Origin of the sequence: Flavobacterium galactosi (assembly GCF_048158585.1) — a bacterium.
GTDB classification, from domain to species: Bacteria; Bacteroidota; Bacteroidia; order Flavobacteriales; family Flavobacteriaceae; genus Flavobacterium; species Flavobacterium galactosi.
Map to the genome: position 1 here is coordinate 197,442 of NZ_JBLNKV010000005.1, position 16,870 is coordinate 214,311.

18 protein-coding genes are annotated in these 16,870 nt (G+C 32.4%); 7 read left to right on the forward strand and 11 right to left on the reverse strand.

The window, feature by feature from the left end; translation table 11 throughout:
• The first annotated feature begins 1 nt into the window (after position 1).
• From ACM55M_RS12340 to ACM55M_RS12360, 5 genes are all read left to right on the forward strand, one after another.
• Positions 2 to 715: a sensor histidine kinase gene (locus ACM55M_RS12340; RefSeq protein WP_416857973.1), complete on the forward strand. Its 714-nt coding sequence runs from the start codon at positions 2 to 4 to the stop codon at positions 713 to 715.
• An 18-nt stretch (positions 716 to 733) separates the two neighbouring features.
• Complete coding sequence (locus tag ACM55M_RS12345) at positions 734 to 1,144, forward strand: response regulator (protein WP_416850462.1); 411 nt, start codon at positions 734 to 736, stop codon at positions 1,142 to 1,144.
• A 22-nt stretch (positions 1,145 to 1,166) separates the two neighbouring features.
• The gene (locus ACM55M_RS12350) at positions 1,167 to 1,592 is read left to right on the forward strand and encodes a response regulator (RefSeq protein ID WP_416857974.1); all 426 of its coding nucleotides are present in this window, start codon (positions 1,167 to 1,169) and stop codon (positions 1,590 to 1,592) included.
• 5 nt (positions 1,593 to 1,597) lie between these two features.
• Entirely contained in the window at positions 1,598 to 3,952 is a 2,355-nt protein-coding gene (locus ACM55M_RS12355; RefSeq protein ID WP_416857975.1) for a response regulator, read from the forward strand.
• A gap of 232 nt (positions 3,953 to 4,184) precedes the next feature.
• Positions 4,185 to 4,544, forward strand: coding sequence for a response regulator transcription factor (locus ACM55M_RS12360; protein ID WP_416857976.1), 360 nt, complete (start codon positions 4,185 to 4,187; stop codon positions 4,542 to 4,544).
• 104 nt (positions 4,545 to 4,648) lie between these two features.
• On the opposite strand, the gene ACM55M_RS12365 is transcribed toward ACM55M_RS12360, so the two are convergent.
• On the reverse strand, positions 4,649 to 5,095 hold the full coding sequence (locus tag ACM55M_RS12365; protein WP_416857977.1) for an endo-arabinase: 447 nt from the start codon (positions 5,093 to 5,095) through the stop codon (positions 4,649 to 4,651).
• Between the two features lie 469 nt (positions 5,096 to 5,564).
• Here ACM55M_RS12365 and ACM55M_RS12370 point away from each other — a divergent pair, with 469 nt between their 5' ends.
• Complete coding sequence (locus ACM55M_RS12370; RefSeq protein WP_416857978.1) at positions 5,565 to 6,179, forward strand: hypothetical protein; 615 nt, start codon at positions 5,565 to 5,567, stop codon at positions 6,177 to 6,179.
• 108 nt (positions 6,180 to 6,287) lie between these two features.
• Here ACM55M_RS12370 and ACM55M_RS12375 read toward each other — a convergent pair whose 3' ends face one another.
• The 10 genes from ACM55M_RS12375 to truA form a co-directional block, all read right to left on the reverse strand.
• A complete protein-coding gene (locus ACM55M_RS12375) occupies positions 6,288 to 6,572 on the reverse strand; it encodes a hypothetical protein (RefSeq protein ID WP_416857979.1) in 285 nt (94 codons plus the stop codon).
• Between the two features lie 13 nt (positions 6,573 to 6,585).
• Complete coding sequence (locus tag ACM55M_RS12380; RefSeq protein WP_416857980.1) at positions 6,586 to 6,753, reverse strand: hypothetical protein; 168 nt, start codon at positions 6,751 to 6,753, stop codon at positions 6,586 to 6,588.
• Between the two features lie 94 nt (positions 6,754 to 6,847).
• A complete protein-coding gene (locus ACM55M_RS12385; protein ID WP_416857981.1) occupies positions 6,848 to 7,282 on the reverse strand; it encodes a DUF1801 domain-containing protein in 435 nt (144 codons plus the stop codon).
• Positions 7,283 to 7,451: 169 nt separating this feature from the next.
• The gene (locus ACM55M_RS12390; protein ID WP_416857982.1) at positions 7,452 to 8,189 is read right to left on the reverse strand and encodes a hypothetical protein; all 738 of its coding nucleotides are present in this window, start codon (positions 8,187 to 8,189) and stop codon (positions 7,452 to 7,454) included.
• 427 nt (positions 8,190 to 8,616) lie between these two features.
• Positions 8,617 to 9,036 (reverse strand): cupin domain-containing protein, encoded by a 420-nt coding sequence (locus tag ACM55M_RS12395; RefSeq protein ID WP_416857983.1) that lies wholly within the window; start codon positions 9,034 to 9,036, stop codon positions 8,617 to 8,619.
• A gap of 623 nt (positions 9,037 to 9,659) precedes the next feature.
• Positions 9,660 to 10,148, reverse strand: coding sequence for a hypothetical protein (locus tag ACM55M_RS12400; RefSeq protein ID WP_416857984.1), 489 nt, complete (start codon positions 10,146 to 10,148; stop codon positions 9,660 to 9,662).
• 264 nt (positions 10,149 to 10,412) lie between these two features.
• On the reverse strand, positions 10,413 to 11,198 hold the full coding sequence (locus tag ACM55M_RS12405; RefSeq protein WP_416857985.1) for a hypothetical protein: 786 nt from the start codon (positions 11,196 to 11,198) through the stop codon (positions 10,413 to 10,415).
• 402 nt (positions 11,199 to 11,600) lie between these two features.
• Positions 11,601 to 12,989, reverse strand: a complete 1,389-nt coding sequence (gene lpdA, locus ACM55M_RS12410) for a dihydrolipoyl dehydrogenase (RefSeq protein WP_416857986.1) — start codon at positions 12,987 to 12,989, stop codon at positions 11,601 to 11,603.
• 370 nt (positions 12,990 to 13,359) lie between these two features.
• On the reverse strand, positions 13,360 to 15,114 hold the full coding sequence (locus ACM55M_RS12415) for an ABC transporter ATP-binding protein (RefSeq protein ID WP_416857987.1): 1,755 nt from the start codon (positions 15,112 to 15,114) through the stop codon (positions 13,360 to 13,362).
• A gap of 134 nt (positions 15,115 to 15,248) precedes the next feature.
• Entirely contained in the window at positions 15,249 to 15,989 is a 741-nt protein-coding gene (truA, locus tag ACM55M_RS12420) for a tRNA pseudouridine(38-40) synthase TruA (RefSeq protein WP_416857988.1), read from the reverse strand.
• 382 nt (positions 15,990 to 16,371) lie between these two features.
• On the opposite strand from truA, the gene ACM55M_RS12425 reads away from it, so the two are divergent.
• Positions 16,372 to 16,869 (forward strand): metallophosphoesterase family protein, encoded by a 498-nt coding sequence (locus tag ACM55M_RS12425; protein ID WP_416857989.1) that lies wholly within the window; start codon positions 16,372 to 16,374, stop codon positions 16,867 to 16,869.
• Position 16,870 lies beyond the last annotated feature (1 nt).

The following is a 16,870-nucleotide window of genomic DNA, read 5'->3' on the forward strand; positions in this document are numbered from 1 at the left end:
TATGACAGTATCAGAAAAAAAATGTCAAGAGGAATTAGTCGCCCTTAAAAAGGAATTTGAAGAGTTTGTTTATATTGTCTCGCACGATATAAAAACGCCAATGCGAGCCATTTCAAATTTGACAACTTGGATTGAAGAAGATTTAGGAACTAATGTAGACAATGCTATTTTAGACAACTTTAGATTACTGAAAAATAGGGTGGAGCGTCTTGAAAAAATGATGAATGCTTTACTTGAACTTTCTCGTATTAATAGTAGTGAAATGGAGTTGTATGAAGTAAATATTCCTAAATTAGTCAATGATTGTATTAAAATGTTAGCCGATAAATCAAATGTCGAATTTCATTTTACGTATCATTTAAAAAACGAAAACACGGTCACTTTGGGTAAGAAATTGCAAAAAGTACTGTTCAATTTACTCGATAATGCTGTTCGATTTCATGATAAAGAGAAAAAGAATGTTTTTATTGAAATAATCGAAAATAAAACAGATTATGAAATAAAAGTAAGCGATGATGGTCCAGGAATACCGGAAGAAGTAAGAGATAAAATTTTCTCAATTTTTTATACGGTAAATTCGAAAGATATCGTAGATTCGACCGGTGCAGGATTAGCAATTACCAATAAAATAATTAAATTAGCAGGAGGCGTCTTCCAATATACTCCAGCTGTAAATAACGGTTCGGTTTTTAAATTTAATTGGCCTAAACAATAAGAATAAAAAATTAAAATTATGACACAAAGATTGGTAAACATTTTATTAGTTGAGGACGATGAGGTTGATGTGATGAATGTTAAAAGAGCATTCTCTAAAAATAATATTAAAAATCCGCTTTTTGTGGCAGGAAATGGGGTTGAAGCTTTAGAAATGCTTAATGATAAGATTATTCCTTTACCCAAAATTATTATTTTGGATATTAACATGCCTAAGATGAACGGAATAGAATTTTTGAAGGCTTTAAGGGAAAATGAAAGGCTTAAAAATATTTCTGTCTTTGTCATGACTACGTCAAATGAAGACAGTGACAAAATTAAAGCCTATAATTTGAATGTAGCCGGATATATTTTAAAACCATTATCTTTTGAAAAATTTGTTGTTTCAGTTTCTACACTTAATAATTTCTGGCAATTGTGTGAATTGTAAGCTTTTTTCTTAAATTTACTTTATGACGAGTTCAAATATCTTATTAGTAGACAATTGTAGTGCTGATGTTGAAAATGTAAAAAATGCATTTTCTGAAATTGGTATTAAATCTACGTTGCATTTGGCTCAAAACGATGCCGAAGCTTGGTTAATGTTGCAGGGAGAAAATAAAATATCGCCCATTCCAAAAATTATATTAATAGATATTAATGAGGAAAGTGTAAACGGAATAAAGCTGTTAAGTAAGATACGAATTCATCCTGATTTAAAATCCATTTTAGTTTTTGTAATCACAAGAGCTGATAATGAAGTTAATAAAGCCGCAGCTTTAAATTTAAATATAGCTGGCTACATGCATAAACCATTTGAAAGTACAAATACCACCGATTTTTTTTCAATACTTAATGACTATTGGAATATCATTGAATTTTCAAGTGAAAAAAAATAAAACATATGGCTATTGCTTTAAAAATACTGATAATCGACGATGATAAGGTCGATTCAGTTACCATAATTCGTTCGATATCCCATTCTGGAATTATTGCCGATGTTGAAAGTGCTTTTTCAGCTAAAGAAGGTATTGAAAAGATCAAGTCATTTCAGTACGACCTGATTTTTTTAGACTACATGATGCCGGATAGTGATGGTATTTCTTTTTTAAAAAAATTACGAGACATTGGAATAGAAACACCGGTTATTTTTGTCACTTCACAAGGGGATGAGAAAATTGCCAGTCAGGCTATTTTAGGCGGAGCATCGGATTATATCCCAAAAACATTACTGACTCCTGATGGTATTTCGCAAAGTATCAGAAATGCAATTAAACTTCATGACAGCCTTGAACTGCGTAAGAAAACCGAATTGGCTTTAACTATTAATGCAAATAGACTCTACGAAGCTCAAAAATTGGCCAAGATTGGGAGTTGGGAAATAAATCTAAATGATGGAGGCGTTTTTTTCTCGGAAGAGATTTTTAATATTTTTGAAATTGATAAAAATAGTATTCCTTCCATAGCACTTATTAAATCCTGTTTAATTAATTCAGACGATATTGAACTTTTTGAAAGTAACCTCAATTATGTCAAAAATAGCACTTCCGAAGTACAGTTTAGCCATAGTATATTGTGTGAAAATGGAACGATTAAGTACATTAATGAGTTTATAAAATGTTTGAATGATGAGCATAATGTGCCGTTCAGAATTTTAGGGACCATTCAGGATATTAGTGAGCAAAAACGTATCGAAAAGGAATTAATACAAGCTAAAGATATCGCGGAACAATCCGTTAAAGTTAAAGAACAGTTTCTGACGAATATGAGCCATGAAATTCGTACTCCAATGAATGGAATTATAGGATTTGCAAGAATTCTAGAAGGTACAAATTTAGACAGCGATCAGAAACAAAGTGTGGACGCCATAAAAAGAGCCAGTAAAAATTTATTGGTTATCATTAATGACATCTTAGATTTTTCTAAAATAGATGCTGATAAAATGACATTTGAAGATGTTAATTTCTCCTTGTCAAGAAATATAAATTCAGTAATTGAATTGCTTTCTCCGATTTCAAAAGAGAAAAAAATAAAGTTATTGTGTGAAATTGATCCCGGAATAAATGATTTTTTGATAGGAGATCCAACACGGTTATCACAAATATTAATTAATCTGGTTGGAAATGCTTTGAAATTCACGGAGAAAGGATATGTTGAGTTAGTTGTTTCCCAGGAGAACGAATCTGAATTTGATACTTTTATCCGATTTACTATTATAGATACAGGCATTGGTATTCCTGAAAATAAGATTGATTCCATTTTTGAAAGTTTTAATCAGGCCTCCAATGAAACGACGAGAAAATTTGGAGGAACCGGTTTAGGTCTGACGATTACTCGTAAACTCATTGAATTGCAAGGCGGTATGTTGACTGTAGAAAGTGAAGTTGCTAAAGGGAGTGAATTTTCATTTTTTTTACAATATAAAAAGGCTCAAAAAGGAATTGTTGAACCAATAAAAGTAAAAAAAGAGCCGTTCTCCTCTAATTTCTTGAAAGACATAAAAATACTTTTGGTAGAGGATAATGAACTAAATCAACTTCTAGCAATTAAAGTATTTGAAAAATGGGAAAAAGAAATTGACATAGCGGGCAATGGAAAAATAGCCATCGATAAAATAGAAAAGAATGACTATGATATTATTCTGATGGACATTCAAATGCCTGAAATGGATGGAAATGAGGTTACAAAATATATACGAGCCAATATGGGGTCTAAATCGAATATCCCAATAATAGCGTTAACTGCGCATGCTACATTAGTTGAAGAAAAGAGAAGTATAGAAAGCGGTATGAATGATTATCTGTCTAAACCTTTTGATTTTAATGTATTGCTTGAAAAATTACATCACAATTTAATGAATGTAGATAGAATCAAATCTTGTGATTTATCAGAAGAAGAAGTAATGACCGAAAAATTAATCAATTTTAATTATTTAAACGAATTTGCTGACGGAGATACTTCCTTTATTGAAAAAATGGTATCCTTGTTTTTACATAATGCCCCACTAGCTTTAGAAGCTATAATTGAGGCAAATGAGATTGATAATATAATAGTTTTAAAAGCTGAAGTGCATAAAATAAAATCTGCAATTAGTTTGTTAGGTATAACAAAAGCATCGAAATGTATTGAAATTATTGAAAACGAAATGGAAATAAATCCTTTGGGAGAAAAGCGTAAAGAAGAAGTTGGAAATTTTTATGAAATCTGTCAGCTTGTTTTCAACGAATTGGAAACAATTCATGGTTTTTCTAAAATATAAGAAGTCAGTAAAACCAAAGGGGAATAAAAAACGTAAATAGTATTATAAATACGAATAGTTTTTTTATAAAATATGGTTTGTTTTTCCTCGTAATTTCACAACAAATTTCTAATATATTGAAACTATTAATTATTTAAAAAGTTTATTTTTGAAAAAAGAGAATGTATTTTTAAGAACTACAAACGTAATTTTTTTGAAGATTTAATTTCCATAATGATTAATTAAACATTAAATGAAAATACTAATAGCCGAAGATGATCAGATGATGCTAAAAACTATTGAATTTAAACTTACTCGTGAAGGGTATGAAGTTATTGCATGTCCGGACGGTAATGTTGCATTAGATAAAATAGTCTCAGAGAATCCGGACCTTATATTGTCAGATATAGAAATGCCTTTTGCTTCTGGATTAGATATCGTTAATAAAGTAAAAATAGAGTTAAAACTAAATATCCCAATAATTATATTATCAGCTGTAGGTTTAGAAAAAACTGTGTTAAAGGCTTTTGAATTGGGTGCTGATGATTTTATTACAAAACCCTTTAGCCCTAATGAGTTAATAGTTAGAATCAAACGATTTTTATTAACATGATACTATTTAAAAACTCCTTCTTGGTTTAAAGAACAAGAAGGAGTTTTTAAATAGTATCATGTTGGTTTAGAACTTACTTTGTCCAATTGCCCATGAGCAACATTTTATTTTGGTTTATAAATATGTATGGACTGTCCCACTAATTTCCACTGACCCTTTATTTTTTCTAATAACCTGATCTCATAAGAGAATGTTTTTTGACCATCTTTTGCAGTTGATTCTTCATTATGACTTACCCAGGCATTATTCTTATGGATACTCATTTTGTAGTTAGTGTTCACTGAAAATCCGCCATTACCCATTGCACTTGGATTTGTATTGATCATCGCAGTTGGAGGTACATCTATTGTAATACCTTCTGCGGTCGAAACTAAAATCCTGCTGTACGGCTGAATGTACCAGCATTCCGTATGACCTTTACTATCAGCAGCTCTCCATGTGGCTGATTCTTTTTCCAGTAGTCTTTTTATTGATTCAGATTCAACATTTTTTTGACTGTAACCTAATATGCTTATACTTAAAATTAAGAAAAATGATAATTTCCATTTCATATAAATTGTATTTTGTAGTTATATTAATTTATTTACTCAATAAAGATAATGTAATTCTCATTTAATGAAAATTTTAGTACTGAAATTTTAATTTGAAAGCTAAAGTGGCAGTTGGTTTCTGTTAGTTTCATGAGAAATTCCCGATTTAAATATACAGAAAAGTATGGGTCAAAGGTAGTCTTTTGCCAATCGGCCAGTTGAAAAATGTTTTCATAACAAAGATAAAAAAGCATTTTAAAGTTAAGCCCTTCTTTAATTTTCGTAGATTAGTTTTTACGTGTTCTCTCCAATCACTTATTGGCAAAAAATAGCAGAATCCTTTCGACTAAAAGAAAGATTTTTTAAATGAGAAATGTCTGACTACATAGATTACATTACTTTGATTTGGCGTAAGTTAAGCGGTATTAAAAATTAAAAATATAGCTGTATTAAATAATTTAAAGTTACATTAGCTTAACCTTAAAAATCAATGATGAATTATTTCGAAGAAACTAAAAAATTACTGAATAACTCCGTTTTATTTTATTTAATAACTACTGGAATGGATGGTAAATATTCTTATATAAACGGACACTATGCTAAGGAATTTTCACATATCAATAATAATTTTGTTGGACAGCCATATCATATTACAATGCATCCTGATGATATGAATACTTGTGTAGAAGTTTCTATGAAATGCTTCGAGAATCCGGATAAATTATTTCCAGCAACAATAAGGAAACATGATGGGAGTGGTGGTTATGTTTATACCCAGTGGGAATATAAAGCAATGTTTGATGATCAAAAAAATCCGACGGGAATATTCTGTTTGGGATACAATATTACGAAATATGTTGCTGAAGAATTAGAACTGCAAATTGCGCAAGAAGAGATTGAGAAAAACTCGGTTACTATGGAAAAAATTATTTTTCAGCAATCACATCTTATTCGGGCTCCGTTAAGTAATATAATTGGACTTACTGGTATTTTAGACAAAACATTATTAGATAGCAATACAAGTAATATTTGTGATATGATATTGGAAAGTTCAAACCAACTCGATGAAGTTATCAGAAGTATCGTAAATATTGCTAGGACCTAGTTTAAATCCTATTGTCATAATTGTATTACTACCAGATAATAGAAAAGCTATACCAAATAGCTAAATGATTATATGTGGTTTGACATTGCCTTTTATAGTTTGCTGTTTTTAAGATCCGGCGAATGGTGTTCCGAAGATTCCTACTGCAAGTTCAAGCCAAATAAGGACGAACAGGACTAGAAGAACTATACAGATGGCAATACGGTGCTCGATTTTGTTTACCTTCCTCATTACAAGTTCACACATGAGACCTGTGCCTAGCAATAGAACCGCTGCGACAATAAAATCGAACAGCGTCCAGTTTACTTCATCCGTGAACTGCATTGCGATTAATGGAATGAGCAGTAGAATCGATACAGTGAGCACAATACCAATAAGTCTTTTGTTTTTCATAGTCATAAATTTTCTATTTTTCACTAATAATATATTTGTCAATTTTGTCTAGAAATCGTTCGTCAGTCATACCAGTTCGATTGAACATAATCACACTGCCAATACCCAAGTCAGGATAAATTCTGATTCCACAATAATAACCGCCGCCGCCTGCGTGTGCATAATATTGTTTGCCGTTCAACTATAAGTAAGGCCAAAATGCCGTTATCAACACGCAAAAGCCCAAAGCATCGGGATAAAAAGCTCCATTTTAATTGATTCATCAAAAAGCCAAACTATTTATCTACTAAAGTGGCACCTACAACCCCAGGTTTTTTCTCAGCGAGCTTTAATACAATCTTAAGAGTTTCAAGGTTAATGTCCTCAATTTTCTTCAATCGAATGCAACCGATCCCTTTAGTAAGCTTGCCAAGCTCCAGTTTGTATTTTTCAGCCGCAATCTTATCCTCAATAACTACACATACATAAATACTGATATAATTCTTCTGATTTGCCAGAGCAATTATGGGCCAATCTTTTTTTTGCTTTTTCGAATCGAGGTAGTAAAACGAACTGTACCCAATCATATTAGAAGCAAAATGAGGTTTTAGGTCTGGAACTGCTTTTTGAATAAAATCATGGAGAAAATCAAAATCTTTCTTGCGATCTTCAGGTACGTTCAAAAGATATTCTTCTACAGATTTGGCCTCATTTTTTGCAAACATGTTCATAATTGTATTGTTTATATTAATTTTCCTTGGTTAACGTTCCCTTGCTGCAAGAGGTTTGGGGTTAAATTAAGCCTTGTTTGCCGATTTGCCAAATTATCCCAAATATAAACCCATTTTCAAATTGAGCCAATTGCTCAAATCAATTGTAGCAAGGTGTTAGCAGTTGTCTTTAATTCAGATTTATCATTTTTCCTAATAATTCTACTGGAGGCATGCAAACAGTAGTTGTAAATCTTATTCCTTCATCATTGTTTTTATGATGTATGATTGTTGGGAATTTTCCCCATATATTTTCAACCAACAAAATAACCAAGTCTGTATTAAAACTTGAATTTGTTTCAAAAATTTGTTCTTTATCTTTTTTAGTAAATATCCCTAAAATTACATCAGCTCCAATATATTTTAACTTTTTCAAATGTTCATTATCTACAATGAATTTAGGATTTAAACTTTCACATTTACCAACTAATAATATACTGAAAGAGTTCAGTGAAGTTACATCATAAAGAATATCTTGTTTTGGGTCGCAGGTTACATTTTCCTTAAATCTCTTTTCTAAAAATCTAGGTTCAGAAACATTAATACTTTCAACAAAAAAAGGAAGATAATTAGCTCTTTCCAAATTGAAAACATTTAGACCAGGATTTAACGTGTTGAAATAAATCTTCTTTTTTTTGCCGTCTCTTGCTTTCGAATGAATATTTCCATCAGTATGAAATGAAATATGATCAGGAAGATAACCGTCGTCAATTATTCCTGTACCAAGAATTTCCACTTCACTTTCAACATTACTCCCATAAGGATAATGGAAAAACAACTCAGCTTTTTCATGACTAGCTCTAATGCTACCGCCATACAAAACTTGTTCTTTAATCTTGAAAAAAATTCTGTATTCTGTGTTTTTCATAAGATAATTGCTAACTCGTATATAGGTCTGACGATGCCCGACTTATCATCCCTAAATTGGGTCGTTTTGTCTGATAAGCGTCAATATTTATTTACTCTCAAATATATTAAAATTTTCTTACAAATCATCAATGGGCTGTTTATCAGTTGGATGCTTTTTGAATTTACATGGTGATAATTTTAGTTGTCGTCACCGTTGATTCGCATGAAGAATGGCAGTGGAAATCCTCCCGATTTTTCTTCGGGAGATTGAAGCGTACAGTCTGGCCGTGTTGCATAAAAAACAATGTCTTTTATGCTATAGTTCTGCAACAGGGACATGCCTATAAAAAAAACCGCCTTGTTGAAACGAGACGGATTTTGGTATTTTTAAATCGTATTCAAAAAATGAAATCAAATGAATTGTTTTGCCAAAAACGGATGGTCCATTATTTTTTCTTGGCCGCTGGCATCATGGAATTCATCTTTTTTTGCATCATTGGTTTCATCTCAGTCACAATTAATTTGATTGTGGTGATCCCAACGTTTTTGCCCATGTGAGTTACCGCAGGCATATAAATGGCTGTACCTGCTTTGATTTCCATAGTAGTTGCTGTTTTGCCTTTTTCAGTGATTTCTATTTTTCCGCTTGTTAAAGCATAGATGACATGGTTTGGATGACTGTGCCATGCAACTGCCATTCCCGGCTTGAACTCAACTTCCATTACTCTTGTCTTGTCGTTTTCAAGCAGTACTTTTTTATACACATTTGGTGATGCTTTCATGGGGTCTTGCGCATACAAACTTGCTCCTTGTAATAGGAATAGTCCAAAGAGTAGCGTCATTAAAATTAACTTGATTGTTTTCATCTTTTTTAAATTTAAATTTTTAATTGTTTTAATTTAATTTTTCTACTTATTTGGCTTTTTGGTTTCGCCGGTTTTTTAAGTAGCCGATGGTTTTTGTACTTCATCTTTGTTGTGAGACGGCATTGACAAGAAGTATTTAGCTGAATTATCAGTATTCTCGTTTGTCCGTAAGGGCTAATAGTTTTTTAAACCAACTTATTGGTTTAAATTCACTATAAGCTTTGGCGTCGAATTCATTCGTTTTTTTGAATAGTGAGACACAATGTAAGTGCCATTTTTTTTGAGGCTACTAATTTACAAAAAAATTGAACTGAATGTTAAAATAAAGTTTATTTTTTAAAATTTAATGTATTGATTTTAAGTGTTTTGATAGTTTATTTTAAAAAAATGATCAGACTAAAAAACCGTTTTACCTTGTTCCAAAGAATAAGGTAAAACGGATTTAGTATTTCAATCTGGAATAATTAACTGCACTCAAAAAGTGTCAGAGTGATGTTGTTATTTATCAGAATTAAAGTTGAAAATGTATTTGTTGAACATTCAAATGTTGTTTAAAAGTTAAAAAAATCATTTTTGAAAACATTTATTTACCGTAGTATTTATTTTTGTAGTTCACCAAGTTTCTAATTTTTGCTGAATGCTAAAAAATCGGTTCCACCATTGCTACCGACAACGTCTTTTAATTTAATATAACTGGAGGAGTTATCAATAATTTCCCAATCATCAATTATTTCAACAAAATTTATCGGAGGTGTAAAAGTAATATCGAATTTTAAATCGGATAAATTATCGATATAACCATTCGTGTCTGTAATTGACCAAGTTCCGGTGTAAGTATTTGTTCCGTCAGTGGCAGTTAATAGATTATTTGTTCCAAAGCTAAAATTGAATCCATTGAAATTAATTATTTCATTGCCGTCAGTGTCCCAATAAAAATTTATTTTTAAAGTTCCATCAGTAACAATAATAGTAACACCATTTTGGTTATCTATTGGAGTTACACCCTTTAAACGATTGCCAGTATTCAAATCATTCATGCTTGGATTGCAAGTAGAATTAATTTTAATAATTATCAATACCGGCTTTAAACTGAATTGTCTTAGTGTTTTCATAGCAAATAAATTAAATGATTAAATTTTAACATTTTACTACATAAATAATATACAATACAATCAAATTTACGAATTTATATTAGTTTATTTGTTAAAACATTAAAAATAATTTCAATGATGTAAATGTTTTTTTGTTGCTTTAAAAGCATGAAAAAATACGATTTGTAAAGCAGATCTGATTTTTAAACCTGAAATAAAAAATAGACTATCTCGATTATTGAAAGGGTAAAACAGTGGTAACATTAATTCAAGTTTTTCTATATATTACTTGATTATAATCCTGTTTTTTGAAATAATAACTTTATTATAAATTCCTTCAAAGACATAATGTTTAATAAAACTAGCCATCTTTTTTAATTCATTAATTTGATTTAAAGCCGAACGTTTAATTGCACGAGACATTTTAATCAGATTATCAGTATTGTCATCAATCTCCATAGTTACTATTGATTGTATTATTTCTTTTTTCATTATAAGTCCAATCATTCCTTGTTCCGTAATTGCATTAAATTGAATAAATTTTTCTGCAATTTTTAAATTTTGAATACCTTGATAGCTATAATTTGGTTGTTTATTTAAAAAAGTATGTTTCAATCTTGAAATTATAGAATCATTTATTGTATTCGCTGAATCCTCAGTCTCAACTTTTATAAGAGAAAAGGCAACGGGTGTGTTCTTTTTGAAATGTAGTATGGTATTTACACTTCGGGTACTGGTTACTACTCCTGAATAGTGTTTTCTAAGGGTTGATTTGTGTCCAGATACGCCAAAGCTATGTTTAATATATCCCTCAGTACAATAGGCAAACAAAATAGACGATTTACTAAATGATTCAATACTCAGCATTATATCATCAGAAAATGTAATGTTAGCTTGAATGGAAGTAATGCCATTTATAAATGGTATTGCATCAATATTTCCCTTGATTAAATCTGAATCTAAGGTTAAATTAAATTCGTTATTGTTTGAATTTAAAACCCCTTTAAAGGAGATTTCAAGTTCATCAAAAACTTGATTTATTGTGCCAGCTGTAAGATAAATATTTTTCATAAGACGCACTTTTTAAATAATTATAAAAAGAAAATTGTTTCCGTTTATTTTAACTATTTTTTGATCTACTCAAAGTACGGGATTAAGTGTAAATTTTTTGTTGTATAATTATTAAAAAAGGTTTCATAATTAATTGATAATAGGTGCTTTATAGTTAGGGCTATAGGGGAAATAAAAATCTGATTTTTTTTAAGAAATATTACAGTATTAGGCACATACTGCTGTTTATTTATTTTACTTTGGCAAGTAAGTGGAAGTAAAAATCTAATGTTAACATTGTTGCGTTATATATTTAAAGTAAAGTTTTAACAATAGGACAACCAAAAAAAAAAAATCCGATTTGCTTTCACAAATCGGATTCATAAATGGGATATCAAAAATCGTTAAGCTACGATCTAAAATCTATAAATGTATTACTTCACCGTATGCATCAGCCACGGCTTCCATAACAGCTTCACTCATTGTTGGATGTGGGTGAATTGATTTTAAGATTTCGTGTCCTGTTGTTTCCAGTTTACGTGCCACAACTGCCTCAGCAATCATATCTGTAACTCCTGCTCCAATCATGTGACAACCCAACCATTCGCCATACTTGGCATCAAAAATAACTTTTACAAAACCATCCGGAGTTCCGGCTGCTTTCGCTTTTCCTGAAGCTGAGAATGGGAATTTACCAATTTTCAATTCGTATCCTTTTTCTTTAGCTTGTTTTTCAGTCAAACCTACTGAAGCAATTTCAGGAGTTGCATACGTACAACCCGGTACGTTTCCGTAATCGATAGGTTCTACGTGAAGTCCTGCGATTTTCTCTACACAATTGATTCCTTCAGCAGAAGCTACGTGAGCTAATGCTTGCCCCGGTGTAACATCACCAATAGCATAATATCCAGGAATGTTGGTTTGATTGTATGCGTTTACTAAGATTTTATCTCTGTCAGTAGCAATGCCAACTTCTTCTAATCCTATGTTTTCAATATTGGTTTTGATTCCAACAGCTGAAAGCAAGATTTCTGCTTCCAGAACTTCTTCTCCTTTTGCTGTTTTCACAAATGCTTTAACACCTGCTCCGGTAGTATCAATTCGTTCAACTGAAGAGCTGGTCATGATTTTGATTCCTGCTTTTTTCAAAGAACGCTCCATTTGTTTCGAAATATCTTCGTCTTCAACTGGAACTACATTTGGCATGAATTCTACAATGGTAACATCGGTTCCCATAGAGTTGTAGAAATGTGCAAATTCTACTCCAATCGCTCCAGAACCTACAATAATCATAGATTTAGGTTGTGTAGGCAAAGTCATTGCTTGTCTGTAACCAATTACTTTTACACCGTCTTGTGGCAAGTTTGGTAATTCACGAGAACGTGCTCCAGTTGCAACAATGATATGGTCAGCAGCGTATTCAGTAACTTTATTGTCTTTGTCAGTAACGTCAACTTTTTTTCCTGGTTTTAGTTTTCCAAAACCAGAAATCACGTCGATTTTATTTTTTTTCATCAAGAATTGAACACCTTTGCTCATTCCGTCAGCAACACTACGACTGCGTTGTACAACAGCAGGGAAGTCTTTGTCAAATGATGAAACAGTCAATCCATAATCAGAAGCGTGTTTTAGATAATCGAAAACCTGAGCTGATTTCAATAATGCTTTGGTTGGGATACAACCCCAGTTCAAGCATACTCCGCCTAAGTTTTCTTTTTCGATTACGGCTACTTTAAAGCCTAATTGTGATGCTCTAATAGCTGTAACATATCCTCCAGGACCACTTCCTAAAACTATAATATCGTATTTCATTTTTTTCTTTTTATTTAAATTTTTGTAAAAATGAATTCGTAAAAACTCATTTCATTTTTTAAGTATTTATTTTTTTAGTTATAAAAATGGAATCTGCAAAAAGCTCATTTCATTTTAGGTACGTTTTTACTAAAATTATTTGATTGGGCGAATTTAAGGATTTATTCTGTTTTGAGAAAATTTCAATGAAATAAAGTAATAAACTAACAAAATTTCAAAAAAGCACTATTTTTTTTAAAACGCTTACAGTATTATGAATATAGGGATCTAATTTTTAACCATCTATTCACAAATTTTTAATTGTATTTTAAAAACTTAGCGCCTTTGTGTCTTAGCGGCAATAAAATTTTATAGTCTTAGCGGTAAAAAACTAATTAGCTACCGAAAATTGCGAATCATACAAGTTCTTGTAATACCCACTTTCACGGTTGATTAACTCTTGATGCGTGCCTTGCTCGACAATTAATCCTTTATCCATTACCACAATCTTATCAGCATTGACGATGGTTGCAAGTCGGTGTGCAATCACGATGGAAGTACGGCCTTTGGTAATCGTTTCTGTGGCACGTTGAATCAATTCTTCGGAATAGGTGTCTATCGATGACGTGGCTTCGTCCAAAATTAAAATACTCGGATTACTCACATACGCTCTCAAAAAAGCAATTAACTGGCGCTGTCCTGACGAAAGCATTACCCCACGTTCTTTGACATCAAAATCATAATTATCAGGTAAACTCATAATAAAATCGTGAACGCCAATTTTTTTGGCTGCAGCCAAAACCTGTTCCCTGCTTATCGCTGGATTATTCAAGGTGATGTTATTGAAAATAGTATCGGCAAAAAGGAAAACATCCTGCAATACCACCGCGATTTGGGTACGCAATGAACTTAAAGTGTAATGTTCAATGTTGTGATTGTCAATATAAATGGAGCCACTGTTGATTTCGTAAAAACGGTTTAACAAGTTAATAATTGTTGATTTACCCGCTCCCGTAGAGCCTACAATAGCAATCGTTTGTCCGGCATTTACTTCAAGGTCAATTCCTTTAATCACATCTTCTTCAGGGATATAGCCAAAACGAACGTTTTCGAATTTTATATCCCCCTTGAAAATTGGCGCTTCAATCGTCCCGGTATCTTGTATTTGATCTTGGGTATCCAAAATATCAAAAACACGATTCGCCGCAATCATTCCCAACTGCATTTCGTTGAATTTATCCGCAATTTGACGCAATGGATTAAATAACATTCCGATGAACATAGTGTAAGAAAACAAATCTCCAAAAGTGGTAAAATGATCGCCATTTAATATTTTAATTCCACCGTACAACACGATAAATCCTAATGTTAATGATGAAATAATATCTGCAATAGGGAAGAAGATGGAGTTATAAAGAATGGTTTTTATCCAGGCTTTATTGTGCTTGTCATTGATGCTTTTAAATTTTTCAAATTCAATGTCTTCTCTGTTGAAAAGTTGAACAATCTTCATTCCCGTCACACGTTCTTGAACAAAAGAGTTCATATTGGCAATTTGCGTACGCACTTCCTCAAAAGCAACTTGCATTTTCTTTTGGAAAATTCGGGTGAAGAAAACCAGAATAGGCATAGCCACAATTACAATCCAGGTGAGCTTCCAGTTCATGTAGAACATAAAAAGAAGTACAACAACCATTTTCATCAAGTCGCTGATAATCATAAACAATCCCTGACTGAAAATTCGGGCAATTGCCTCAATATCCGATACGGAACGCGTTACGAGTTGCCCCACGGGAACAAGATCAAAATACTTCATTCTAAAACTCAACAAGTGTTTGAATAGTTTTGTTCGAATGTCTTTCACAATATCCTGACCCAGCCAGTTTGCCCAATATACAAAGTAAAATTGCGAAAATACCTCCATTAAAAGCACAACTCCCATCAAGATTACATACATCAATAATCCTTGTTGATCATGGGTTTTTAAGTAACCATCAACCGTTTGCTTCAATAAATATGGGCGTAATGCAGCAAATATGGATAACGAAATGGCAAAAATAATCACACCATTAAAACGCCATTGGTACGGTTTTGTATATTGTAATATTCGTTTGAATAATCGGGTATCAAATGCTTTTGCTTTCATGTTTTTTGGATTTATCCTGATTGTTTTCAGGAGGTATTTACTCCGTCAGTTCGCTTCGCTCGTGTCCAGCTATTCGTTTCAATCTTTTATGTTTTTAAAGAAAAAACATAAAAGGATTTTCACTGCTGTCTGGGCTATTGTGTAATGTAATCGTATTCTATTTTGGTTAAATATAAACCATGTGCCGGAACCGAAAAACCAGCTTTATCCCGGTTTTTGCTTTCCATAATGGCAGTAAAATCATCCAGTGTAATCTTGTGCAATCCTATGTTTACTAATGTTCCCACAATAGCGCGTACCATGTTTCGTAAAAAACGATTAGCCGAAATCGTGAAAATAAGGCTACCGTTTTGTTGTTTCCAATACGCTTCAAAAATTGTACAGTCAAATGTATTCACATCCGTATTCACTTTAGAGAAACATTGAAAATTATTAAAATTAAACAATAATTTGGCCGCTTCGTTCATTGAATCCACATCTAAATTTTGATGGAAATACCAACTTTGCTCTTGCGAAAAAACATCTTTAAAGGTGTTGATACGGTATTCATATGTTCTTTTAGTCGCGTCAAAACGCGTGTGCGCTTCGTCGTGAACGGGAATAATGCCATAAACAACAATGTCTTTGGGCAAGTAGGAGTTGAGTTTGTGAATTAAATTTGGAATGTCAAATGGTTTTTCAAAATCAAAATGAGCGAACATTTCTTTAGCGTGAACACCCGTATCCGTGCGTCCTGCTCCCATAAGACTAATCTCGGTATTCAATAGTACCGAAAACGCTTTGTTCATCGTTTCCTGAACTGATGCAGCATTGGGTTGGTATTGCCAGCCGTGATAATAGGTTCCGTTGTATGCTAATTTTATGAAATACCTCAAGTGATTTTTTTTGAAGTGACAAAGATACTTATTAATTTTTGTGTCACGAAGTCGCTATGGCGTAAATAGGGCAAACGCTTAAAAAAATAATTTATTTAAATAGATCAGATTTTATAAAATCTGCTGAATCTGCTGAATCCGCGTGCCAATATTTGCACGCGGATCTAAGAGATTTACGCAGATTCTAAATAAAAAGTATGATTTTTATTCCCTTTGGTGCAAAAGTTTGTTAAGTTTTAAATGGATTTTTTATTTGGAATTTGATTGTCTAATTTTACCACAAAATCCTAGCCCAGATAGAAGCGGTATCCTTTTTATTCGCCTTTTCGGTGGATATAAAGATACAAGCAAATAGCTGGAAATAGCTCCTAATAAACCTGTTTTGAAAAAAATATTACTCTTTTCTGATACGCACAGCCACATTGACGATACCATTTTAAAATACGTCTCTCAGGCGGATGAAGTCTGGCATGCGGGTGATATTGGGGATTTGGCCGTGACCGATACCATAAAAAAACTAAAACCGTTGCGTTGTGTTTATGGCAATATTGATGACACAAAAGCCCGATTGGAATTTCCGTTGCACAACCGTTTTATGTGTGAGGGAGTCGATGTTTGGATTACGCATATTGGTGGTTATCCGGGGAAATACAATCCTAGTATTAAAGCAGAGATGGATGCGAATCCTCCCAAATTATTTATTTGTGGGCATTCGCACATTTTAAAAGTAATATTCGATAAAAAGCATAATTTATTGCACATGAATCCCGGAGCAGCCGGAAAAAGCGGTTTTCATCAGGTGCGCACGATGTTGCGTTTTGTGATTGACGGCGATAAAATCAAGGATTTGGAAATTATAGAAATGGAGAAAAAGGGCTAAC